General features: G+C 54.8%; 20 protein-coding genes. 19 read left to right on the top strand and 1 reads right to left on the bottom strand.

The window, feature by feature from the left end:
- Window positions 1-136 precede the first annotated feature (136 nt).
- Window positions 137-1537, bottom strand: a complete 1401-nt coding sequence (locus tag ACG98I_RS00110; protein WP_394717505.1) for a TIGR01777 family oxidoreductase — start codon at window positions 1535-1537, stop codon at window positions 137-139.
- A gap of 398 nt (window positions 1538-1935) precedes the next feature.
- On the opposite strand from ACG98I_RS00110, the gene pyrR reads away from it, so the two are divergent.
- The 19 genes from pyrR (at window position 1936) to ACG98I_RS00205 (ending at window position 23996) form a co-directional block, all read left to right on the top strand.
- Window positions 1936-2505 carry a bifunctional pyr operon transcriptional regulator/uracil phosphoribosyltransferase PyrR gene (gene pyrR, locus ACG98I_RS00115; RefSeq protein ID WP_394718034.1) on the top strand — a complete coding sequence of 190 codons (570 nt, stop codon included), beginning with the start codon at window positions 1936-1938 and terminating at the stop codon, window positions 2503-2505.
- 11 nt (window positions 2506-2516) lie between these two features.
- Window positions 2517-3470: an aspartate carbamoyltransferase catalytic subunit gene (locus ACG98I_RS00120; protein ID WP_394717506.1), complete on the top strand. Its 954-nt coding sequence runs from the start codon at window positions 2517-2519 to the stop codon at window positions 3468-3470.
- A 21-nt stretch (window positions 3471-3491) separates the two neighbouring features.
- The gene (locus tag ACG98I_RS00125) at window positions 3492-4838 is read left to right on the top strand and encodes a dihydroorotase (protein ID WP_394717507.1); all 1347 of its coding nucleotides are present in this window, start codon (window positions 3492-3494) and stop codon (window positions 4836-4838) included.
- 144 nt (window positions 4839-4982) lie between these two features.
- On the top strand, window positions 4983-6137 hold the full coding sequence (gene carA / locus ACG98I_RS00130; protein ID WP_394717508.1) for a glutamine-hydrolyzing carbamoyl-phosphate synthase small subunit: 1155 nt from the start codon (window positions 4983-4985) through the stop codon (window positions 6135-6137).
- Window positions 6138-6168: 31 nt separating this feature from the next.
- Window positions 6169-9510, top strand: a complete 3342-nt coding sequence (gene carB / locus ACG98I_RS00135; RefSeq protein ID WP_394717509.1) for a carbamoyl-phosphate synthase large subunit — start codon at window positions 6169-6171, stop codon at window positions 9508-9510.
- Window positions 9494-10393 (top strand): orotidine-5'-phosphate decarboxylase, encoded by a 900-nt coding sequence (gene pyrF, locus ACG98I_RS00140; RefSeq protein ID WP_394717510.1) that lies wholly within the window; start codon window positions 9494-9496, stop codon window positions 10391-10393. Before carB ends, pyrF begins: the two co-directional genes overlap by 17 nt.
- Before the next feature lie 361 nt (window positions 10394-10754).
- Window positions 10755-11075: an integration host factor, actinobacterial type gene (gene mihF / locus ACG98I_RS00145; RefSeq protein WP_025387580.1), complete on the top strand. Its 321-nt coding sequence runs from the start codon at window positions 10755-10757 to the stop codon at window positions 11073-11075.
- A 6-nt stretch (window positions 11076-11081) separates the two neighbouring features.
- On the top strand, window positions 11082-11651 hold the full coding sequence (gene gmk / locus ACG98I_RS00150) for a guanylate kinase (RefSeq protein WP_394717511.1): 570 nt from the start codon (window positions 11082-11084) through the stop codon (window positions 11649-11651).
- Window positions 11652-11694: 43 nt separating this feature from the next.
- Window positions 11695-12000 (top strand): DNA-directed RNA polymerase subunit omega, encoded by a 306-nt coding sequence (rpoZ, locus tag ACG98I_RS00155; protein WP_394717512.1) that lies wholly within the window; start codon window positions 11695-11697, stop codon window positions 11998-12000.
- Between the two features lie 140 nt (window positions 12001-12140).
- Window positions 12141-13445 (top strand): bifunctional phosphopantothenoylcysteine decarboxylase/phosphopantothenate--cysteine ligase CoaBC, encoded by a 1305-nt coding sequence (gene coaBC / locus ACG98I_RS00160; RefSeq protein ID WP_394717513.1) that lies wholly within the window; start codon window positions 12141-12143, stop codon window positions 13443-13445.
- Between the two features lie 192 nt (window positions 13446-13637).
- Entirely contained in the window at window positions 13638-14870 is a 1233-nt protein-coding gene (gene metK, locus ACG98I_RS00165) for a methionine adenosyltransferase (protein ID WP_394717514.1), read from the top strand.
- A gap of 6 nt (window positions 14871-14876) precedes the next feature.
- Window positions 14877-17021, top strand: coding sequence for a primosomal protein N' (locus tag ACG98I_RS00170; RefSeq protein WP_394717515.1), 2145 nt, complete (start codon window positions 14877-14879; stop codon window positions 17019-17021).
- 131 nt (window positions 17022-17152) lie between these two features.
- On the top strand, window positions 17153-17662 hold the full coding sequence (gene def / locus ACG98I_RS00175) for a peptide deformylase (RefSeq protein WP_394717516.1): 510 nt from the start codon (window positions 17153-17155) through the stop codon (window positions 17660-17662).
- Between the two features lie 54 nt (window positions 17663-17716).
- On the top strand, window positions 17717-18682 hold the full coding sequence (fmt, locus tag ACG98I_RS00180; RefSeq protein ID WP_394717517.1) for a methionyl-tRNA formyltransferase: 966 nt from the start codon (window positions 17717-17719) through the stop codon (window positions 18680-18682).
- On the top strand, window positions 18679-20253 hold the full coding sequence (locus tag ACG98I_RS00185) for an RsmB/NOP family class I SAM-dependent RNA methyltransferase (RefSeq protein WP_394717518.1): 1575 nt from the start codon (window positions 18679-18681) through the stop codon (window positions 20251-20253). Before fmt ends, ACG98I_RS00185 begins: the two co-directional genes overlap by 4 nt.
- Before the next feature lie 10 nt (window positions 20254-20263).
- Entirely contained in the window at window positions 20264-20941 is a 678-nt protein-coding gene (rpe, locus tag ACG98I_RS00190) for a ribulose-phosphate 3-epimerase (RefSeq protein ID WP_394717519.1), read from the top strand.
- Window positions 20942-20968: 27 nt separating this feature from the next.
- The gene (ribD, locus tag ACG98I_RS00195; RefSeq protein WP_394717520.1) at window positions 20969-22003 is read left to right on the top strand and encodes a bifunctional diaminohydroxyphosphoribosylaminopyrimidine deaminase/5-amino-6-(5-phosphoribosylamino)uracil reductase RibD; all 1035 of its coding nucleotides are present in this window, start codon (window positions 20969-20971) and stop codon (window positions 22001-22003) included.
- A gap of 95 nt (window positions 22004-22098) precedes the next feature.
- Window positions 22099-22713 (top strand): riboflavin synthase, encoded by a 615-nt coding sequence (locus tag ACG98I_RS00200; RefSeq protein ID WP_394717521.1) that lies wholly within the window; start codon window positions 22099-22101, stop codon window positions 22711-22713.
- 11 nt (window positions 22714-22724) lie between these two features.
- Window positions 22725-23996: a bifunctional 3,4-dihydroxy-2-butanone-4-phosphate synthase/GTP cyclohydrolase II gene (locus ACG98I_RS00205; protein WP_394717522.1), complete on the top strand. Its 1272-nt coding sequence runs from the start codon at window positions 22725-22727 to the stop codon at window positions 23994-23996.
- Window positions 23997-24028 lie beyond the last annotated feature (32 nt).

The raw sequence follows: 24028 nt of genomic DNA on the forward strand, positions 1-24028 counted from the left end.
GGAATAGGGGGCTTCTGTAGTTTACGACATTAGTATCCACAACATGGCGCTTGAGTTACCAAAGCGGGGAATGATCTCCGGATGCGTTGCCAAGGGAAGGTACTTGAGCTAGGAACCTAGTAGCTAATACCGGTTGCTATAGGGTTTTTGACTCGGGCTCCCACAAGTGTTCGCGGCCAAGTTCGTGCGCCAGGGATTTCTCAATCGTGGGGTACCGGAAGTGATGACCGTGGTGATTGAGTACCTCGGGGATGACACGCTGATCGGCCAGGGCGAGTTCACGAGCACCTTCTTTGCCGAGCAGCAATGCTGGCCCGAATGTAGGCAGTGGGATAGCAGAGGGGCGGTTCATCTCAGCGCCAATGGTTTGAGCCATCTCACGGTTGAGGATCGGATGAGGGCCAACGGCATTAATGGGCCCACTGAGCGCGTCATCGAGGATTGCGTGAGTATACATATCGGTGAGATCATCCGCGCTAATCCAGGACAGCCAAAAGTCGCCATTGCCAAAAGAGCCACCCAGGCCCGTGGAAAAGAGCGCCTTGAAAAGAGGCAAAACTCCGGAGTTACCGGAGACGACCACACCCGTGCGCATATTGACTACGCGCTTGCCAGCATCGATAGCGGGTTGGGTAGCGGCCTCCCACTCGATGCAGACCTCCGCCAAGAAGCCATCGCCTGGTTCAGATTTTTCGGTGAGTATCTCCTCGCCACGATCATTGCCGTAGTAGCCAATCGCTGAAGCCGAGACCATGGTGGTGACTGAGTTCGACTTGCCCACCAATTCAGCCAGACGTTTGGTTGGAGTCACGCGTGAATCGCGGATGTCTTTCTTGTGGGACTCGTTGAATCGGCCAAAGATGGGTTCGCCAGCCAAGTGGACCAGCACGTCAACGCCATCCAGCAAATCGGAGGCGGGCGCGATGGGATTCCAATGGCGCTGACCTGGTTTAGTCTTGCCGCGCACAAGCTGAATGACCTGGTGACCGGCGATCGTGAGCTGTGCGGTCACCGCCCGTCCGACTGAGCCGCGGGAGCCCGTCATGGCAATCACTAGTGGACGATCGAAGCCGTAAATAGAGGAGTAGTCATCAAGTCCATCCACATACCCAAAGGTCTTGAGACGATTGAGTAGACCGATGTCCTGAATCAGCTGATGTTGGCGGTAGGCAAACATCGAATCCAAAAGTGCCTTCGGGACGCGAGTGTCCACGGTGTCAGTGACTAACGTGCCATTGGCGTGGTTTTCAAAATGATGGTCATGGCGCCAATTGGCGAACACTCGCATCGGTGCATTGATACAGACGTCAGAGAAGGAATAGCCATTGCGAAACCGTGATAGGTCATGGCGCGCCGTCCAGCGAAGGCCCGCTGGGAATGCGAGCACCGTCGTGCCATCGGAAAGCTTATCTGCCTGCTGCAGCGGAGTCATCGGCACAAACGGCGGGGTTAGCCGTGATAACGCGCCCTGACGCGTGTGCCATTCCCACACTTGTTCCCGGGGTGCTGGAACAACGTGTGTTGCAGAAAAACTCATCTAAGGAAACGCTCCTTTTATACCTTCTTAACATCAGGCGTGCCGCGCCAATTATCTGTCTTATAGCTTAGCTATTTTCAAGGACTCAAGGGTTAGGTCCACCCTGAGATTTATTCAAAGTACCCCTTCGGGGATTGGCGCCAAGGTCAACGTCGTGGCAGTTAGAGATCGAACTGCGGCGCGGGTGCCCACGAATGGGGAATTCGCGTGCCGATAATAAGACGAATTGATTCGCGCAGTGCTAGGGTTAAGGAAGCTGTAGAAAATACGGTCACCATATTTCTAGTGAACACATCCTTTAAGGACCGCACTGTGAGGCGGGGAAGGAGGTCACGATGAGTGGAACCACTGTACCTAACGGCGGGCAAGAAGCGAACTCTGCGGAAGTAGATGCCAATATGGCACATACAACGCAGACAGAATTGCTGACGGCCAGCGACGTTGAACGTACAACGGCTCGCATCGCGCACCAGATTATTGAAAAGACAGCGCTGGATTCACCAGATGCTGCGCGAGTAATTTTATTGGGCATCCCTTCAGGTGGCGTGCCCCTAGCACACCGTTTGGCAAAGAAGATTGAAGAATTTGCCGGTGTGAACATCCCCTGTGGATCTTTAGATATCACGTTGTACCGCGATGATTTGCGCACTAAGCCGCACCGCGCACTGCAACCCACTTCCATCCCAAAGCAGGGCATCGATAATGCCATTGTCGTATTGGTTGATGACGTTTTATATTCCGGACGCACCATCCGCGCAGCACTTGACGCTCTGAGCGATATTGGACGCCCAGAATCCATCCAGCTAGCCGTATTAGTGGACCGTGGCCACCGCCAGGTCCCGATTCGCGCTGACTACGTGGGCAAAAACGTTCCAACCGCACGGGATGAAGACATTGATGTCCTTATTAGCGATATTGACGGCCGCGATGCGGTTATCTTGACCCGCGGCATCACTTCCACGCAATAAGGAGACTTTGAGTGAAACATCTGTTAAGCATCGCTGAACTGGAAAAAGATGAGATCATTGGTCTGCTGGATGAAGCAGACAAGTTCCGCGAAGCGCTCGAGGGCAGGGAAGTAAAGAAGCTTCCTACTCTGCGCGGCCGCACCATCTACACACTTTTTTATGAAAACTCCACCCGCACGCGTGCTTCCTTCGAGACCGCCGGTAAGTGGATGTCAGCTGACGTCATTAACCTTTCTGCATCTTCTTCCTCTGTGAAGAAGGGCGAGTCATTGCGCGATACAGCGTTGACTCTTTCTTCCTTGGGTGCAGATTCCATTATTATTCGGCACCCTTCCTCGGGCGCGGCGCAGCAAGTAGCTAACTGGGTTGCGCCTGGTGGCAACGGACCATCAGTTATTAATGCCGGCGATGGTGCACATCAGCACCCGACGCAGGCCCTGCTCGATGCAGTGACGATGCGCCAGCGCCTTGGAATTTCATCTGGCGACTTTGCTGGTTTGAAGGTCAAGATCGTCGGTGACTGCCTGCACTCCCGCGTGGTTCGTTCCAATGTCAATTTGCTGACCACACTTGGCGCAGAGGTCACCTTAGTTGCTCCACCAACTTTGCTGCCTTTCGGCGTTGAGAACTGGCCGGTAAAGACGTCGGTGGATTTCGACGCGGAGATTGAAGACGCCGACGTGGTGATGATGCTGCGCGTTCAAGCTGAACGCATGAATGGTGGTTTCTTCCCTTCGCACCGCGAATACGCGACGCTCTTTGGCCTGTCCAAGCAGCGCGCAGCAAAAATGAAGAAGGATGCCATCATCATGCACCCAGGACCGATGCTGCGCGGTATGGAAATCAACTATGCCGTAGCCGACCTTGACCAGACTGCTATTTTGCAGCAGGTCAACAATGGTGTGCACCTGCGCATGGCTGTCTTATTTGCGCTCATTGCTAGTGGCGAAAATGCCGGTATCTAGAAACACCCAGGAGATAAACTAGTGACTAATTATCCAGAGACCGGCCGCAAGGCGCCTGCGTCAACCAAGACGACTCTACTGACCAATGTTCGCCCATACGGCGAAGGCGAGCCAGTCAATGTGCTGATTCAAGATGGTGAGATTACTGCCATCGGTTCTTCCGCGGGAGCAGACGTTGATGTAGCGATTGACCGCACCATTGATGGTGCAGGCCAAGTGCTACTACCAGGCTTGGTAGACATGCACGTTCACCTGCGTGAGCCAGGCCGCGAAGATACCGAAACCATTGAAAGCGGTTCCAAAGCAGCTGCCAAGGGTGGTTTCACCGCAGTATTTACCATGGCGAATACCTCACCTGTTATGGACCAGCCGGTCATCGCTGAATCTGTGTGGGCCAAGGCGCAGGCCTTGGGCATGTGCGATGTACACCCAGTCGGTTCCATCACCAAGGGCCTTGAAGGCAAAGACCTAACGGAATTTGGCATGATGGCTCGTTCTGATGCCAAGGTGCGCATGTTCTCTGATGACGGCAAGTGCGTGGCGAACCCACAGCTCATGCGTCGTGCATTGGAATACGCCAAGGGCTTGGAGGTGTTGCTAGCGCAGCACGCTGAAGAACCACGTTTGACCGAGGGTGCTGTCGCGCATGAGGGCGCGACCGCTGCGGAGCTGGGGCTGCGCGGATGGCCACGAGTGGCTGAAGAATCCATCGTTGCGCGTGATGCTCTGCTTGCTCGCGATTATGGAAACCGCGTGCACATTTGCCACGCATCCACCACCGGCACCGTGGAATTGCTCAAGTGGGCGAAGGGGCAAGATATTCCGCTGACCGCTGAAGTAACCCCACACCATTTGCTGCTGACTGATGACAAGCTGCATACCTATGACGGAGTCTTCCGAGTCAACCCACCGCTGCGCGAAGAACACGACACTTTGGCTCTGCGCCAGGCATTGCTGGATGGAGTCATTGATGTGGTGGCAACAGACCACGCGCCGCATGGGTCCGAAGATAAATGCGTGGAATTCGACAACGCTAAGCCTGGCATGCTGGGGCTGGAAAGCTCACTGGCGGTCATCGTCAAGCTCTTCGTGGAGCCTGGCCTGGCGGACTGGCGCTTTATTGCTCGAGTGATGAGTGAACGTCCAGCGGAAATTACTCGCCTGCCAGACCATGGTCGGCCAATTGCAGTCGGGGAGCCAGCCAACCTGACGCTGATTGACCCAGAAGCCAACTGGGTATCAGATAAGACCCAGCTGGAATCCAAGAGCGAGAACAACCCATATGAAGGTATTGAGTTCGGCGCGCGCGTGACCCATACCCTGCTGCGCGGGCACGTGACATACGAACTTAATGCGCAAGATAACTAATATGCAGCGCGGTTAATTTATGCAGAGCCTGGGAATTGAAAATTCCTCAGAATAAGCCAAGGCGCTGTGTAGAAGTAAAAGCGCGAATAGTAATATAATGCAAAGCAGTGAATTATTTACACTCAAATTGAAAGGCACACTACTGTGACGAACACTTCACAACCTGCCATCCTGGTGCTCGCTGATGGCCGCAGCTTCCGCGGCTTCGGATTCGGCGCAACTGGCACCACCTTGGGTGAAGCGGTCTTTACCACCGCTATGACCGGCTACCAAGAGACCATGACCGACCCTTCCTACCACCGCCAGATTGTGGTCACCACCGCACCGCAAATCGGTAACACCGGCTGGAATGACGAAGATAATGAGTCCAATGGCGGCAACATCTGGGTTGCCGGCCTGGTTATCCGCAACCTGACCAAGCGCGTATCCAACTGGCGTGCGCAGCGCAGCCTGTCCGAGGAGATGGAGTCCCAGGGCATCATCGGCATCGAGGGCGTGGACACTCGCTCTTTGGTCCGCCACCTACGCAATGAAGGTTCTATCGCAGCAGGCATCTTCTCTGGTGATGTTGCGAAGCGCCCACTCGAAGAACTGGTCGAGGAAGTTAAGAACCAGGAATCCATGGCTGGCGCTGACCTCTCCGGTGAAGTTTCCACTGATGAGGTCTACACCATCCCTGTGGTGGGGGAGAAGAAATACACCGTCGTTGCTTATGACATGGGCATCAAGATGTCCACTCCTAACCACTTCGCTAAGCGCGGCATTGAGACCATCGTGGTTCCAGCAGGAACTCCATTCGAGGAGATCAAGCAGTACAACCCAGACGGCGTCTTTGTATCCAACGGTCCTGGTGACCCAGCAACGGCAGACGAAGCCGTGTCCATCGTTCGTGATGTGCTGGCAGCTAAGGTGCCTTTCTTCGGCATCTGCTTCGGTAATCAGATTCTTGGCCGCGCACTCGGTCTTGAGACCTACAAGATGAAGTTTGGTCACCGCGGCATCAATGTTCCGGTTAAAAACCACGTCAGCGGCAAGATTGACATCACGTCCCAGAACCACGGCTTCGCGTTGGCTATGCCAACGGAAAATCCAGGCGAAGAATTCGACACTGACTTCGGTTCTGCAAAGGTCACGCACACCTGTCTTAATGACGGTGCGGTTGAGGGCGTTGCCTTGTCCAATGGTCTGGCGTACTCGGTGCAGTACCACCCTGAATCAGCTGCCGGTCCACATGATGCGAATCCACTGTTTGACCAGTTCATTGACCTGATGTCCAACTACTCGCCAAATAATAAGTAAACCCGACCAGGAAAGGTAAGAGAAGAAAACCATGCCAAAGCGCAACGATATTAACCACGTCCTGGTCATCGGTTCCGGCCCAATTGTGATTGGCCAGGCCTGTGAGTTCGACTACTCCGGTACCCAAGCATGCCGCGTCCTGAAAGAAGAAGGACTGCGCGTCACCCTGATTAACTCCAACCCGGCAACGATCATGACGGACCCAGAGTTCGCTGACCACACCTACGTGGAGCCAATCGAGCCTGCTTTCATCGAAGAAATCTTCATCAAGGAGCGTAAAGAGGGCAACCCGATTGACGCGGTCCTCGCAACCCTGGGTGGACAGACCGCACTGAATGCCGCGATCCAGCTGGACCGTGCAGGTATTTTGGATAAGTACGACATCGAGCTCATCGGTGCTGACATTGAAGCAATTGAGCGTGGCGAAGACCGTCAGAAATTCAAGGACATTGTTGAGTCCATTGGTGGCCAGTCTGCACGCTCCCGCGTATGCCACAACATGGATGAAGTCCATGAGACCGTGGCAGAGCTCGGCCTGCCAGTTGTGGTCCGTCCATCATTTACCATGGGCGGCTTGGGCTCCGGTCTGGCATATAACAACGAAGATCTCGACCGCATCGCGGGTGGCGGCCTGGCTGCATCCCCTGAAGCAAACGTCCTGATTGAGGAATCCATCCTGGGCTGGAAGGAATTCGAGCTCGAGCTCATGCGTGATGGTGATGACAACGTTGTGGTCATTGCCTCCATCGAGAACGTCGACGCACTCGGCGTGCACACTGGCGACTCAGTCACCGTGGCACCAGCTCTCACTTTGACTGACCGCGAGTACCAGGAAATGCGCGATTTGGGTATCGACATCATCCGCGCAGTTGGCGTGGACACTGGTGGCTGTAACATCCAGTTCGCAGTGAACCCAGACGATGGCCGCATCATCGTTATTGAGATGAACCCACGTGTGTCACGTTCCTCCGCACTGGCATCGAAGGCAACTGGCTTTCCAATCGCGAAACTCGCCGCCAAGCTGGCTATTGGCTACACCCTGGATGAAGTCAACAATGACATCACTGGCGTTACTCCAGCCGCATTCGAGCCAACCTTGGACTATGTCATTGTCAAGGCTCCACGCTTTGCTTTTGAAAAATTCGTGGGCGCGGATGACACCTTGACTACGACCATGAAGTCTGTTGGCGAAGCCATGGGCATCGGCCGCAACTACATTGCTGGTCTCAACAAGGTCATGCGTTCTTTGGAAACCAAGCAAGAAGGTTTCTGGACCCGTGAGGATGAGTACTTCGCTGAAGAGCGCGCACAGGACCTCAACGCGGTCCTTGATGACCTGCGTCGCCCAACCGAAGGCCGCATGTACGACGTGGAGCTAGCGCTGCGTCTTGGCGCAACCGTTGAGCAGCTGTATGAAGCATCCTCCATTGACCCATGGTTCCTGGCGGAGCTGCAAGCACTGGTTGAGTTCCGCACCAAGCTGATTGAAGCACCAGTATTGGATGCTGACTTGCTGCGTGAAGCAAAGTACATGGGTCTCTCTGATAAGCAGATTGCCGCGCTGCGCACTGAATTCGCTGGTGAAGACGGCGTTCGTGCTCTGCGCTGGTCCCTGGGTATCCGTCCGGTCTACAAGACCGTTGATACCTGTGCTGGTGAATTTGAAGCCCAGACTCCTTATCACTACTCCGCGTATGAGCTCGACCCAGACGCAGAATCTGAGATTGCTCCACAGAATGAGCGTGAAAAGGTCATCATTTTGGGCTCTGGTCCAAACCGTATTGGCCAGGGCATCGAGTTCGACTACTCCTGTGTTCACGCAGCGCTGGAGCTGTCCAAGCAGGGCTATGAGACCGTCATGGTCAACTGCAACCCTGAAACCGTTTCCACCGACTACGACACCGCCGACCGCCTGTACTTCGAACCACTAACCTTTGAAGACGTCATGGAGGTCTACCAGGCTGAGGCTGAGTCCGGCACTGTCGCTGGCGTCATCGTCCAGCTCGGCGGCCAGACCCCACTAGGCCTGGCGCAGCGCCTGTCCGATGCAGGTGTCCCAGTTGTGGGCACCAGCCCTGAGGCTATTAACAACGCTGAGGACCGCGGCGAATTCGGCAAGGTTCTGGCCAAGGCTGAACTTCCTGCACCAGAATTCGGCACCGCAACCTCTTATGAGGAAGCACGTGACGTTGCGCGTGGCATTGGCTACCCAGTCCTGGTCCGTCCGTCTTATGTTCTGGGCGGTCGTGGCATGGAAATTGTTTATGATGAGCCTTCCTTGGAGTCCTACATCGAGCGCGCTACCGAGCTGACCGATGACCACCCGGTACTCGTTGACCGCTTCCTGGACGGCGCACTGGAAATTGACGTTGACGCGCTGTGTGATGGCGAGGAAGTCTACTTGGGCGGCGTCATGGAACACATCGAGGAAGCCGGCATTCACTCCGGTGACTCTTCCTGTTCCTTGCCACCAATGACCATGGGGCCAGAGGACATTGAGAAGGTTCGCCACGCTACCAAGCAGTTGGCTGCTGGTATTGGCGTGAAGGGCTTGATGAACGTTCAATACGGTCTGAAGGACAACACCCTGTACGTTATTGAGGCGAATCCACGCGCATCCCGTACTGTGCCATTTGTTTCCAAGGCAACGGGTGTCCAGCTTGCGAAGGCTGCTTCCCGCGTCATGGTGGGTTCCACCATCGCGGAGCTCAAGGCCGAAGGAATGCTGCCATCCAACTATGACGGCGGTTCCTTGCCACTGGAGCACCCAATTGCGGTCAAGGAAGCTGTCTTGCCGTTCAACCGCTTCCGTGCAGCTGATGGTTCCATGCTGGATACGGTATTGAGCCCTGAGATGAAGTCCACGGGTGAAGTTATGGGCTTGGCTGATAACTTCGGTGCGGCTTACTACAAGGCTCTGATTGCGGGCTTTATGAATATGCCGAAGGAAGGCTCCATCTTTGTCTCGGTTGCAAACCGCGACAAGCGCAACCTCATCTTCCCAATCCAGCGCTTGGCTGATATGGGCTACACCATCTTTGCGACCACCGGTACCGCGTCGATTCTGCGCCGCAATGGTATCGAGTGCCAGACCGTGAAGAAGTCCTCTGAAATCCGCAATGGTGCTGAAGGCCGCTCCGTTGTGGACCTTATCTTGGACCGCGAGATTGACCTGGTCATCAATACACCTGATTCAACCTCCGGTGCACGCTTTGATGGCTACGAAATCCGCAGTGCGGCCTTGGAAGTTGATGTCCCTCAAATCACCACCGTGCAGGGTGTTACCGCCGGCGTACAGGCCTTGGAAGCACTCCGTAAGGGTGACTTTGAGGTCCGTGCTCTGCAGGAGCTAAAGCATGCGCCAGCAGAATAATCCATCTGAACAGATTGGCTTCGGCGAGCGCCTGGTCGCTGCAGGCCAGGTACGCGGTCGTCTGTGCGTGGGAATTGACCCGCATCCATACCTGCTTAATCAGTGGGGGCTCAATGACGATATAGAGGGCTTGACTCGGTTTACTGAGGCGTGCGTTGAGGCTTTTGCCGAGACCGCAGCACTGATTAAGCCACAGGTAGCGTTCTATGAGCGCTTTGGCTCGCGTGGATTCGCTGTCTTAGAGGACATGTTGGCGAACCTGCGGGAGGCTGGCTGTCTGACGGTCGCAGACGCCAAACGCGGCGATATCGGTTCGACGATGGCAGGTTATGCAGATGCTTGGCTAGGGGAGAGTTCACCTTTGCGCGCTGATGCAGTGACGGTCTCGCCATACTTAGGCGTGGGAGCATTGCAGCCAGTCTTTGACCTGGCTGCACAAACCGGCCGCGGTGTGTTCGTCCTGGCTGCTACCTCTAATCCAGAGGCAGTTCAGCTCCAGAACTTCACGGACGACTCTGTGAGCGTGGCACAGCATGTCGTTGACGTCTGTGCCGCATACAACGCAGAAGCTCAGGAGACGTCATCACCTGTGCCTTCTGAGACTGACTCCTTGGAGGCTGTTCCAGGCGATATCGGTGTGGTTGTGGGCGCAACATTGAAGAATCCACCAAACCTGCACAAGCTCAATGGGCCGGTCCTTCTGCCAGGTGTGGGAGCCCAGGGCGCAACTTCACAGGATGTTGCCAAGATTATGCACGGATCTGAGCAGCTTGGCTTCGCCAATGTCTCTCGCGCCGTTCTCAACGCTGGTCCTGACGTCAACTCGTTGCGTCTCGCAGTGCAGGAAACCGCACGTGAATACTTCGATGGCGGGCTGGTTTAACCCTTAACTGAGGAAAATTTTACGCTGGCAGTTTCTTCCCAACTACAACGTCAGGCATGTTCGAGCCGAATGGACCCTGATGGTGGAATTTACGGAGAAACTGCCAGCGTATTCGCTATTTTTGAAGAAATTCGGATCTGAATTTCCGCACAGTGTCATGAGCTGGTAGTTTGATCTGCGTAGTGCGGTGACGTGCTTAAATAGCCGTTCTAATCTGTTGCGTTATCGCACTTGATAACGTTGCAGTGCTAGGATTGCCAGAAGTCGGAGCGAAACGAAAGACTTTTGTTAAAGTTGAGCTCTCGAGTTTCGGTAATTTGATACTGGATCAATTAATCAACCAACGAATCGGAGGAAACCCGTGGCCCTTCCAAAACTGACTGATGAGCAGCGTAAGCAAGCCCTTGCAAAGGCTGCAGAGGCTCGTAAGGCTCGTGCAGAACTGAAGGCTTCCCTTAAGCGCGGCGACACCACCTTGAAGGATGTCCTGGAGAAGGCAGAGACCGACGAGATCATCGGTAAGACCAAGGTTTCTGCATTGCTCGAGGCTCTGCCAAAGGTCGGCAAGGTCAAGGCTCGTGAGATCATGGAAGACCTGGAAATCGCTCAGACCCGTCGCCTGCGTGGCTTGGGCGACCGTCAGCGTCGTGCTCTGCTGGAGCGTTTCGGCTTCTCCGAGTAATCGCTCATGGATGGCGCAAATCACCGCGGACGCCTTGTCGTATTGGCAGGGCCTTCCGCAGTTGGTAAATCCACGGTGGTATCGCGCCTGCGTCAGGATGTAGACAAGCTCTACTTCAGCGTATCCATGACAACACGTGCGCCTCGTCCTGGTGAGCAGGATGGGGTGGACTACTTCTTTGTGAGTACTGAAGAATTCCAACGTCGCATTGATGCCGGAGAAATGCTCGAATGGGCAGAAATTCATGGTGGACTGCAGCGTTCCGGAACTCCTTCCGCGCCAGTCGTTGAGGCACTAGAAGCTTCACGGCCAGTGCTGGTGGAAGTGGATCTGGAAGGCGCACGTAATGTGAAGAAGGCTCTGCCCGAAGCGGAAATGGTATTTCTAGCTCCGCCTTCATGGGAAATCTTGGTTGAGCGCCTCACAGGCCGCGGTACCGAACCGCAGGATGTGATTGAGCGGCGGCTAGATACAGCTCGCGAAGAACTGGCTTCTCAGTCTGAGTTCGACCACGTGATTGTCAATGATGACCTGGATGACGCAGTTGCGGCCATCACTGCTATTCTGCAAGGATAAGCATTAACCAAACATTTATAAGCAACTTCTAGAAAAGGTGCATGTGACCAACGTGACCACCCCTGCTAATTCTGAGACCAAACCAGAACCGGTATTTGATACGCCGATTGGTATTACCTCTCCACCAATTGATGAGCTATTGGAGAAGGTTTCGTCAAAGTACGCTCTCGTGATCTTCGCCGCTAAGCGCGCACGTCAGATCAACAGCTACTACCAAGAGCAGGACGAAGGCGTCTTCGAGTTCGTCGGCCCACTGGTAACCCCAGAGGCTGGCGAGAAGCCACTGTCTATCGCTTTGCGCGAAATTGAGGCTGGCCTGCTTGAGCACGAAGAAGGCATTGAGGCCTAATCTCTTAAGCTCGCACGTGGTTTAGCTCGTTTACGCTAACTACCCCCTGGCTCGCTCCTAGAAGCGCCTTACTGGTCATGACCAGCAAGGTGCGGAGAGCGGCCAGGGGGTTCGTGCTTTTAAAGGTAGGATTGCCCATTATGAGTGAACATGCGCAACAAGCACAGGACGAGCAGCAAGATTTAACTACCTCAGCATCCGAGCAACCGGAGCCGCGCAATATCGTGGTCGGCGTATCCGGTGGGATTGCCGCATATAAGGCAGCGCACCTAGTGCGCAATTTCAAAGAGCATGGCGATAATGTGCGGGTGGTACCGACCCAAGCTGCATTGAACTTTGTTGGCGCAGCCACTTTTGAAGCCTTATCCGGTAATCCAGTATCCACCACAGTCTTTGACGCTGTTGATGAAGTGCAGCACGTCAATATTGGCCAGCAGGCAGATGCTGTGGTTATCGCACCAGCGACTGCTGATGTCATCGCGCGCATTACGGCTGGTCGTTCGGATGACCTGCTCACTGCCACTATCTTGGTGGCGACGTGTCCGGTAGTTGTTGTTCCCGCCATGCACACGGAGATGTGGTTCAACCCGGCTACTCAGGAGAATGTGGCTACTCTGCGCCGGCGGGGGATTACGGTAATGGAACCAGCGCATGGCCGATTGACGGGTAAGGACACGGGTCCTGGCAGGCTTCCGGAGCCCGAACAAATTGCTGAGCTGGTTCGTACCCGCCTCGCAGTTGATGAGCTTCCTTATGACTGGGAAGGGCTCAACGTCCTGATTTCTGCTGGCGGTACCCAGGAGAACCTGGACCCGGTTCGATTCATTGGTAACCGTTCTTCCGGCCGTCAGGGATTTGCACTGGCAGAGATAGCAGCGCAGCGTGGCGCGAATGTCACCATTGTTGCCGGCTCGACGGATGAGTTGCCCACGCCGCCCGGCGCTCAAATAGTCAACATTGTGTCCACCGAAGAGCTTAAGGTGGAGATGGATTCACGCGCGCCAGGTGCGGATATCATCATCATGGCCGCGGCCGTGTCGGACTATAGTCCAGCAGAAATCGCGCAATCGAAGATGAAAAAGGGTAGTGACGACGAAGCCTTGTCGACCCTTCGCTTGAAAGAGAACCCGGATATCCTCAAAGGTCTTGTGCAGGCGCGTGAACAAGGTGGCACCCCGAATACCACCACGATCGTCGGATTTGCAGCGGAGACCGGCGACGAGAATTCCTCCCCATTGGACTATGCATTGGCGAAGTTCGAGCGCAAGGGCTGCGATGTACTCATGGCCAATGATGTCTCATCCGGAAAGGTCTTCGGGCAAAAGGATAATGAAGGCTGGATTCTTACTAAAGAGCTGGAACCACAAGCGGTAAAGAAAGGCTCCAAGCAGGCTGTCGCGGCAGCAATCTTAGATGTTGTGAATTTAATTCGCGAACAAAGCTAAGCTTGCCTTGCCGCTATAGACCGCTTGGTCTACGATTGGTGAACGGTACGATGTATATTTATGCGGTGCCGTCACCTGCCTTCGACGTGGCTCATTAGCTAGCCGGCAAGAAACCTAGAGGTTTCTGTCCGTTCGGACCCAGATCGACATCCTGACACCGTTTTAACGAACTCTATGTAAGAAGGAACAACTGTGACTTCATCTGTTGAGGCAGCAAAGCGTCTCTTTACCAGTGAATCCGTAACTGAAGGCCACCCAGACAAGATCTGCGATGCCATTTCAGACTCCATTTTGGATGCGCTTTTAGAAAAAGACCCTAACGCACGCGTAGCGGTGGAAACACTAGTGACCACCGGGCAGGTTCACGTCGTGGGTGAGGTGAGCACTTCCGCATACGTGGAAATCCCCACGCTAGTACGCGACACCCTGACCGGTATTGGGTTCACGTCCTCTGACATGGGATTCGATGGCAATACTTGTGGCGTTAACATCGCGATTGGTGAGCAGTCTCAGGAAATCGGCGATGGCGTTACCACCTCCACTGAGGCGCGCGCTGGCGGCGACGTGCACGAATATGATGTCGCTGGTGCTGGTGACCAGGGGCTGATGTTCGGTTATGCCACTAATGAGACCGATGAATACATGCCTCTACCGATTGCTTTGGCGCACCGCCTGTCGCGTCGTCTCACTCAAGTACGTCAAGACGGCATTGTGAATCACCTCCGTCCAGACGGCAAGACTCAGGTGACTTTTGCTTATGACGGTGACACCCCAGTTGCTTTGGATACCGTGGTTATCTCTACTCAGCATGACACTGAGATCACTCAGGATGAGCTAGCGAAGCAGTTGAAGGAGCACGTTGTTGAGTGGGTCATCAATGATGCTGGATTGAGCCACTTCTACAACGAAGACACCACCTTGTTGGTTAACCCATCCGGTTCTTTCATTCTGGGTGGCCCAATGGGCGATGCTGGTTTGACCGGCCGAAAAATCATCGTTGATACCTACGGCGGCATGGCCCGCCACGGCGGCGGTGCTTTCTCTGGTAAGGATCCTTCAAAGGTTGACCGCTCCGCTGCATACGCCATGCGCTGGGTAGCCAAGACCATCGTGGCTGCTGGTCTTGCTGACCGTGCAGAAGTCCAGGTCGCATATGCGATTGGCCGCGCGAAGCCAGTTGGTCTTTACGTGGAGACTTTCGGTACCGCTAAGCATGGGCTGGATGATGGAACTATCCAGGCCGCTGTAGATGAGGTCTTCGATCTGCGTCCGGCCGCAATCATTCAGGACCTAGATTTGCTGCGTCCGATTTACCGTAAGACTGCCGCTTATGGCCACTTTGGCCGCACTGACCTTGACTTTCCTTGGGAGTCCTTGGATCGTGTCGACGCACTTCGTGCTGCTGCTGGAGTTTCAGTAGAATAAGCACTTATGCCTAAAAAGACACCCGCCTCCGTGAAACCGGTTGTGCGGGTGTTGCCTTTATTAGGGGTATCCCACCTTGATCGAGCATTTGATTATCTAATCACCGAGGATGACTCAGAAGCGGCGCAACCAGGCGTACGCGTGCGCATTAGGTTCAACGGCAGGCTGGTCGATGCCCTGCTCTTAGAGCGCCTTGCGGAATCAGACTTTGATGGCAAACTGGCCTTCATTGATCGCGTGATTTCGCCTTTTCAGGTTTATCCTCCCCAAATGTCGGCACTAGTGGATGCACTGGCAAATCGTTATGGCGGTAACCGCTCAGATATCATCCGCTTTGCCATCCCGCCCCGTCACGCTAAGGCTGAGGAAGCGGATTTAGATACACCATTCGAAGAACTCGGAGAGCTTAGCGAACCTGATTTATCGTCCTGGTCGGCGTATCAATTTGGTGAGTCCTTCGTTGACTTCGTCTTGGCGGGCAATACCGCCCGTGCTGCCTGGCAGGTCGCTCCCGGTGATGATTGGGCGCAAGCAATCGCAGCATTAGGCACGAAAGTGGCTAGTTCCGGACGTGGCGTGTTAGTCATTGTGCCGGATCAGTCTGATGTCGATGTCGTCGAATCTGCTTTTAGAGAATATGTCTCCGCTAAGCAAGTAACTATTTTGAATGTTTCTCAGGGACCGCAAGCACGATATCGGCGATATCTTTCGGTTCTTGTTGGCCAAGCACGTATTGTCATTGGAACGAAATCAGCAGCTTTTGCACCAGTTGCAAACCTGGGGCTAGCGGTCATTTTCAATGATGGCGATGACAACCTTGTGGAGCGCAGCGCCCCTTATGTCCACAGCCGTGAAGTACTAACCACGCGCAGTGCCCAAGAGAATTGCTCACTGCTTATCGTCGGTCATTCCCGCACAGCTGAGACCCAATTATTGGTTGGTGCTGGTTGGGCACATGATTTAGTTGCTGGTGAATCGACCCTGCGCACCCGAATGCCCGCGATGGTGCCGGTTGGGCCTTATGGCCTCAACCTCTCGCGTCAAGTTAGCGGGAATCGTTCTAATCCACCGGCACAGCATCAAGATTCTGGTACAAATTCAGCGGCAACTCCTAGGGCGCGCGCTGGGGCAGCAGGCACGTCGAGTTTTGATACGCGTGCCTATCAGGCGGTTAAACATGCATTAGATCGTGGTGAGCCGGTACTGGTGCAATCCCCGCGCAAGGGTTATGTCCCTACGCTCGCCTGCGCACAGTGCTTTACGCGTGCCCGTTGCCGTCATTGCAATGGGCCATTGAGCTTGCCTCAATCACACCAGCAAGCAGCAACTCCAAGCTGCGCGTGGTGTGGAAAGATGGAGACTCGCTTTAAGTGCACCGAGTGCGGATCGAATCGCATGCGTGCAGTGGTGATGGGCTCAGAAAGGACTGCTGAGGAACTCGGTCGGATTTTCCCAAACACCCGAATCATTGTCTCCGGTGGCAACAAGGTGATTGAAGAGATCCCGCATGAGCCTGCATTGGTGGTGGCTACCCCGGGGGCCGAGCCGCGCATTACTCAACCCAAGAAAACCAGCGTCAGCAGTACCGAAGACAAGCCAGCGCGACTGTATTATGGCGCAGCCTTAATCTTGGGCGCGGGTGGTCTGCTGAACCGCCAAGATTTACGTGCGGGTGAAGACGCCATGGCTAAATGGTTGGCTGCAGCCACGATGGTTGCCCCAGCTGCCAAAGGCGGAACAGTAGTGATTGCTGCAAATCCGGGCGTAGCCGTCATTGACTTCTTCCTGAATTGGGACGTGGTGGGATTTGCGCAGTCAGAGTTAGAAGCACGCCGGGAGGTTCGATTCCCACCGGCTGTTCACATGGCAGCGATCGACGGTGCTGATGCAGCACTCGATGAGTTTTTAGCCATTGCCGAACTTCCTGAGCATGCAGAAATTCTCGGGCCCGTACCTTTACCAGAGCATCTTTCCTTGCCAGGCGAATATGACGCCAAACGTTTTGGCCCACCACAACGCCTGTTGATCAGAACCCCACTGGGCCCGCGATCAGAATTAGGAAAGGCCTTGCGGACCGCGAACGCGAATCGCAGTGCGCGAAAGGATGACCTTCCTCTTCGCATTCAGGTCGATCCCATTAATATTGGTTAACCTGATCCGCAATTGGTCTTGGATATTCACTAAGGTTGTTAGCAAAGCGACTCTGCCAACAACCCATCCCCAAACAAGCACCGAAGCAGCCCCCATGTCCATGTACCGTGGGGCAGAAAGAGCGAAGAACCTTGAGCATTAGAGAGATTCGAATATACGGCGACCCCGTGTTGACCACGGAAGCAAAAGAAATCACTGAATTCGATGAATCCTTAGAAGAGCTTGCCTCAGACATGCTGGACACAATGGAAGCAGCCGGGGGAGTAGGTCTGGCTGCCAACCAAATTGGTCTGCTCAAGCGAATCTTTGTGTATGACTGCACCCACACCGAGACCGGAATGCGTGGTGCCATCATCAACCCAGTGTGGGAAGCGATTGGTGATAAGACTCAGACCGGGATGGAAGGGTGCCTCTCCATTCCAGATATTTCTACTCCCACCACCCGTTATGAAACCGTGCGTGTGTCTGGCCAAGACGTGAAGGGCAATCCGATAGGCATGGTTGTTTCGGGCCTGATGGCTCGTTGCGTGCAGCATGAAACCGATCACCTCAATGGGGTCCTTTTCTTACAGCGGCTCGAAGGTGATGCCCGCAAGCAGGCCATGGCAGAGATTCGCGTTTCAAGCTGGTTCTCTAAGTAATCCCGAGTTTTGCGATAGATATTCATTGCTACATCAACCTAAAGGAGCCCTGACATGAAGCTCATCTTCGCTGGCACCCCGGAACCTGCCGTTCCTGCGCTCAAAGCACTCATTGCCTCATCTCATGAGGTAGTTGCCGTTATCACCCGACCAGATGCTCGCAAAGGCCGCGGCCGCACACTCTATCCCAGCCCCATCAAAGAAGTCGCGCTGGAAAATGGTATTGAAGTGCTGACCCCTTCGACATTGAAGGCAGATACTGAGGACGGTCAAGCTGTGCGTGAGCGAATTAAAGAACTTGCGCCGGATGCCATTCCAGTTGTTGCTTATGGCAATTTAGTGCCAGAAGATCTCTTAGATGCCGCAACCCATGGCTGGGTCAACCTTCACTTTTCACTTCTTCCCGCTTGGCGCGGTGCCGCGCCTGTGCAGGCTTCCATTAGAGCTGGTGATGACATTACGGGGGCATCGACATTCCAGATTGAGCAAGGGCTTGATACCGGTCCGGTTCTCGGAACAATCACTGAGACTAGCCAGACTAAAGACACTGCAGGCGAGCTTCTGGAGCGTCTTTCTCAATCTGGAGCTCACCTCCTTGTCGCCACCATGGATGGTTTGGAATCAGGGGAGATGGTGCCGCAACCACAACAGGGGGAGCCTACCTACGCCTCCAAGATCACCACGGAAGATGCCCGCATCAGGTGGTCGGAGCCTGATTTCGCGGTAGACCGTCACGTGCGCGCGCATACTCCTGCACCGGGCGCATGGACGATGTTGGGGGATGATCGTATGAAGATTGGTAAGATAACGCCCCTGCACACCGAAGCTGAAGTGCTCAATGAGATTCCGGAACTTTCTCCCGGACAGGTTCACATCACTAAGAAGGCCGTTTACGTTGGAACTGCTACCACACCAGTGCGTGTGGACCAGCTGCAGCCAGTAGGAAAGAAAATGATGAATGCCGCTGACTGGGGTCGCGGTCTAGGCGCGAATAATGATGTTGAGGTGAACTTTTCATGAGTGGTGGATTTAGGTCGCGTTCGAAGACCGGTGGTTCAACAGATCGAACCCCACAGGGCAGCAAGAAGAAGCCAGCGGAGAAACCACAGGGTGCCAATGGGGCTCGCGGAAACAACCGCCGGGGGCAAAGCGGACAGACCGGACAGCGCGGTCGAGGCGGTCAGCATCCGCGACGTCAGTATGAAAGAAATGACCGCAACCGCGCTCATCAGACAGCCAATCTGATCCGTGATGCACGTAAAGCTGGCGTAGATTTGGCCCGCGCGGTAGTTTTCGAAACCTTGCTGCGCGTGCACCAAGATGATGCTTTCGCGAACTTGACGTTGCCTAAGGCACTGCGCGTTAACCGATTAGAAGGCCGTGATGCGGCTTTCGCGACTGAGCTGACCTACGGTGCACTGCGCACAGAGGGCGTGCTGGATGCCATTATCAATGAGTGCTCTTCGCGGAGTTTGGACTCGCTCGCACCGGAAGTTCTTGACGCTCTGCGTCTGGGTACCTATCAGGTGATCTATACCCGTGTGGAACCGCACGCGGCAGTGGATACCACCGTGCGTCTCGTTGAGGCAGCTGGTCATGAAAAGGCCAAAGGCTTTGCCAACGGCATCATGCGTACTATTACGCGCACTAGCCCACAGGAGTGGCTGGATAAGCTCACCCCTTCTGGTGAGATTGAAGCGGTGGCATTTAGGCATGCTCACCCGACGTGGATCGCACAGTCTTTCTCCCGTGTTGTTGGATTGGGTGAGCTAGAAGAGGCACTTGAAGGGGATTCGCAACGCCCGGTCGTCCACTTAGTCGCACGTCCTGGTGAGATCAGCGCGGAGGAGCTCGCGCTGATGACTGGATTTGAGGAAGGAAAGTACTCTCCTTATGCCGTCTACATGGATTCTGGGGATCCGGGCGATCTAGAACCCGTGCAGCAGGGCCTTGCCGCTGTCCAAGATGAAGGATCGCAGCTGATTGCTCGCGCGGTCGTTGAGGCTTCCGTCGTAGGCGGGGATCAAGGACGTTGGCTAGACCTGTGCGCCGGACCAGGTGGAAAGGCGGCACTCATGGGTGCGCTAGCACGCATTGAGGGCGCGAAAGTTGATGCCATTGAGGTCTCCGAGCACCGCGCACAGCTGATTGAAAAGACCGTGGGTGACCTACCCGTTAAGGTGCATGTGGCCGACGGCCGCAACCCTGGGCTTGAGCCGGGCTATGACCGTATTCTGGTTGACGCCCCATGCTCCGGTCTGGGCGCGCTCCGTCGTCGCCCTGAAGCCCGCTGGCGCAAGCAAGAACAAGACATTGCTGAACTTTCTGCTTTGCAGTACGAGTTGCTCGAATCAGCAGTCAAGCTGCTTCGTCCAGGTGGCGTGCTGGTCTATTCCACTTGTTCACCAGATTTGCGTGAGACCCGCAGTGTGGTCGATAAAGCAGTCGCTGAACTAGGCGTGAGCGAAGATAATGCTCATGACCTGATCCCAGACATGGGTGATGTGGGGGAGCACAAGTCGGTGCAAATGTGGCCACACCGTCACGGCACGGACGCTATGTTCTTCGCTGTCCTACGCAAGAATGCCTAAGATGGAGCACATGACTGCAACCTTTTCAGCACCTTTGATTTCACCTTCCATTCTGGCTGCGGACTTCTCGCGTTTGGGCGAAGAAGTCCAGGAAGTGGCTAATGCCGACTGGATCCACGTGGACATCATGGATGGTCACTTCGTGCCTAACCTATCTTTTGGTCCGGACATCACTGCGACCGTCAATGGCATCACTGACCAGGTCCTCGATGTGCATTTAATGATTGAAGAGCCAGAGAAGTGGGTTGAGACTTACGCGAAGGCGGGTGCGGATTGCATTATCTTCCACGTGGAGGCAGTCGCTGATGAGCAGGCCGCGCTGGACTTGGCTGCCACGATCCGTGGGCTGGGGATTCGCGCAGGTTTTTCCATCAAGCCGAATACGCCGATTGAGCCATGGCTGGATAAGTTATCCCACTTTGATCTTGCTTTGGTGATGAGCGTTGAACCAGGCTTTGGAGGTCAGAAGTTCATGCCGGACATGTTGGATAAGGTTCGGAAGCTGCGTCAGGCAATCGATGAGCAAGGACTGGATACCCTCATTGAGATTGATGGCGGTATTTCCGCTGACACGATCCGCGAAAGCGCTGAGGCCGGCTGTGATGCTTTCGTGGCCGGTTCCGCGATTTTCAAGAAGGATGATAAGGCCGCGGAAGTTGAGAACCTCCGCCAACTAGCCACGCTTTAATAATTTTCGACGAAGCAGGAATAACACATGGAACACTCACCGGACATTATTGAGCAAGCTCTGTTGAAGGCGATGGATGCAGGCTGGAAGATTCGCGGCACTACCAGCCCAAATCCGCCGGTGGGAGCGGCGATCATTTCTACGTCCGGTGAGATTGTTGGAACTGGTGCGACCCAGCCGGCAGGTGGTGCGCACGCGGAGGTGCAGGCGCTTGCCGATGCCCAGGGCAAGACCGAAGGCGCCACGGCCGTGGTCACGCTGGAACCGTGTAATCACACGGGCCGAACCGGCCCCTGCACGCAGGCGCTGATTGATGCCGGCATCAAGGAAGTCTATTACCTGCACAGTGACCCGAATCCGGAGGCTGCTGGTGGTGCGGACTATCTGCGCAGCAACGGCATTGAGGTTCACCAGCTCGAGTCACCACTGGATCAACATGATGCGCTTGTGCCGTGGCTGAAGTCAGTTCAGATGGGTCGTCCGCACGTGACCTTAAAGTTCGCGCAGACCATTGATGGTTTCACCGCAGCTTCCGATGGCACGAGCCAGTGGATTACTGGTGAAGCAGCACGTAATTATGTTCACGAAGACCGCGAACACCGTGATGCCATCATCATTGGTACGGGAACAGCATTAACCGATAACCCATCCCTGACGGCGCGCAATCCTGATGGCACGCAGCGTGAGAATCAGCCGCGTCGAGTGGTCATCGGCAGGCGCAGCATCGCTGATGTCGGCGCGGTAGCCTCCAACCTGAACACACTGGGTTTTGAACAATACACCAGCATCGATGATGCGATGGCTGAGCTTTATAACTCCGGCGCCCGCGACGTGTTGGTCGAAGGCGGTTCAGGCATTGCCTCTGCCTTCATGAACGCAGGTTATGTCGATTGGGTACAGGTCTATCTCGCACCGATGCTGCTTGGCGGTGGCGTATCCGTTCTTGCCCACCCAATTGCTAACACCCTGACAGAAGCGGCCCGCTTTGCCCGAGGTCAAGTCATTGCCCTTGGTGATGACCTGCTCATCAACTACCGAGGGCTACCGGCTAATCGCCGATAGATCCACCAGCACCTGACGGTTTGTGTATCTGAAATAAAGCGCAGGGCCTCGTGGTTGATTAGAACTGAAAAGATATTCAAAGGAGAAAGCTTTAAGTGTTTACTGGTCTCGTAGAAGAGCGCGGCACTGTCGTCGGCATGCAAGAACAAGGTGACGCTGTGCGAATTAGCATCAAGGCGCCAGTTGTGACTTCTGATGCTCAGCTGGGTGACTCCATCTCTGTCAACGGTGTGTGCTTGACTGTGGCTGAACTGGAAGAATCAACCTTTATTGCTGACGTGATGCAGGAGTCGCTCGTCCGCTCAGCGTTGGGCGAGCTGTCAGATGGTTCACTGGTTAACCTGGAGCGTGCGATGCTACCGACCACCAGGTTTGGCGGTCATATCGTGCAGGGGCACGTTGATGGAACCGCCAAGATGATTTCCCGTACTCCATCGGAGAACTGGGAAGTGCTGCGTTTTGAACTACCCGCGGAGTTGTCCAAGTACGTGGTGGAGAAAGGCTCCATTGCTATTAGCGGAACCTCATTGACGGTCTCTGCTATCGGTGAAGATTGGTTCGAGGTCTCCTTAATTCCAGTCACGCTGCGGGATACTATTTTGGGTGAACTGACTGAAGGTTCCCTGGTCAACCTAGAAGTTGATGTGCTGGCGAAGTATGTGGAAAAGATGGTTAACCCCAAACTTAATTCCACAGACCAGAAAGACTAAGCTGAGAACCTATGAGCGCACCTGATAATAATGCAGTTCGCCTTGACTCAGTTGAGGACGCGATTGCAGATATCGCCGCCGGTAAGGCGGTAGTTGTTGTTGACAACGAAGACCGTGAGAATGAGGGCGACCTGATTTTTGCGGCTGAATTGGCTACCCCTGAGCTGGTTGCCTTCATGGTGCGATATTCCTCCGGCTATATCTGCGCACCTTTGCTGCCTGAAGATTGTAAGCGACTGAACTTGCCACCGATGATGGGCAAGAATGAAGACGTTCGTGGAACGGCTTACACCGTGACAGTGGACGCTGCAACGGGTACTACCGGTATCTCAGCCACTAGCCGTGCTGAAACCATGCGTCGCCTGGCCGATCCGGCATCGGTAGTTGATGACTTCACCCGCCCCGGCCACGTCGTGCCATTGGCGGCGCGCCCAAACGGTGTGCTTGAGCGTGATGGACACACTGAGGCTGCCGTTGACTTGGCTCGCCTAGCGGGTCTGCGTCCAGCGGGCGTGCTGTGTGAGATTGTTTCTGAAGAAAATCCCACCACCATGGCGCGCTCCGAGGAGCTACGACGCTTTTCGGACGAACACGATCTGAAGATGATTTCTATTGAGCAGCTGATTGATTGGCGGCGTCATCATGAAACTCAGATTCAGCGCTCGGTTGAGACCCGTCTGCCGACTGACTTCGGTCCATTCACTGCGCTGGGCTATAAGCATGAGGTTGATGGTCAAGAACACGTAGCGCTGGTTGCCGGCGACCTGAAAGAGCTCAAGGGAGCTGAAGATGTCCTGGTGCGCGTGCATTCTGAGTGCTTGACCGGTGATGTTTTTGCCTCGCGTCGCTGTGATTGTGGACAGCAGCTGCATGAATCCATGCGCATCATTCAAGAAGCTGGCCGCGGTGTCATCATTTACCTGCGCGGACAAGAAGGCCGGGGCATTGGTCTTTTGGCGAAGCTTCATGCATATCGACTGCAGGATGCAGGCCTGGATACGGTAGATGCCAACCTGGAACAAGGATTGCCTGAGGATGCGCGGGAGTACTCCGTTGCAGGGCAGATCTTGCGCGAGCTGGGCATTGTCTCAGCGGACCTGTTGACCAATAATCCGCATAAGGGCACAGGATTGGAAGGCTTCGGGTTTGATGCCCACAAGCACACTCCAGTCGAAGTAGCGCCCAATGAAGACAACATTGCTTATCTACGCACCAAGCGTGACCGCATGAATCATGTGCTTCCGCAGGTGGATGCGTGGGATCAAGAGCACGGTTCGCACTGATTGCGATGAGCCCTAAACTGGACTACAGCAAG

The sequence above is a fragment of the Corynebacterium sp. L4757 genome, from assembly GCF_043673995.1.
GTDB lineage: Bacteria > Actinomycetota > Actinomycetes > Mycobacteriales > Mycobacteriaceae > Corynebacterium.

Coding starts and splice junctions, on each gene's coding strand:
- ACG98I_RS00110 (WP_394717505.1), bottom strand. CDS start 1,537: ATGAGTTTTTCTGCAACACACGTTGTTCCAGCACCCCGGGAACAAGTG.
- ribD (WP_394717520.1), top strand. CDS start 20,969: ATGGAACACTCACCGGACATTATTGAGCAAGCTCTGTTGAAGGCGATG.
- ACG98I_RS00205 (WP_394717522.1), top strand. CDS start 22,725: ATGAGCGCACCTGATAATAATGCAGTTCGCCTTGACTCAGTTGAGGAC.
- rpe (WP_394717519.1), top strand. CDS start 20,264: ATGACTGCAACCTTTTCAGCACCTTTGATTTCACCTTCCATTCTGGCT.
- pyrR (WP_394718034.1), top strand. CDS start 1,936: ATGGCACATACAACGCAGACAGAATTGCTGACGGCCAGCGACGTTGAA.
- coaBC (WP_394717513.1), top strand. CDS start 12,141: ATGAGTGAACATGCGCAACAAGCACAGGACGAGCAGCAAGATTTAACT.
- ACG98I_RS00170 (WP_394717515.1), top strand. CDS start 14,877: ATGCCTAAAAAGACACCCGCCTCCGTGAAACCGGTTGTGCGGGTGTTG.
- ACG98I_RS00185 (WP_394717518.1), top strand. CDS start 18,679: ATGAGTGGTGGATTTAGGTCGCGTTCGAAGACCGGTGGTTCAACAGAT.
- fmt (WP_394717517.1), top strand. CDS start 17,717: ATGAAGCTCATCTTCGCTGGCACCCCGGAACCTGCCGTTCCTGCGCTC.
- gmk (WP_394717511.1), top strand. CDS start 11,082: ATGGATGGCGCAAATCACCGCGGACGCCTTGTCGTATTGGCAGGGCCT.
- carB (WP_394717509.1), top strand. CDS start 6,169: ATGCCAAAGCGCAACGATATTAACCACGTCCTGGTCATCGGTTCCGGC.
- pyrF (WP_394717510.1), top strand. CDS start 9,494: ATGCGCCAGCAGAATAATCCATCTGAACAGATTGGCTTCGGCGAGCGC.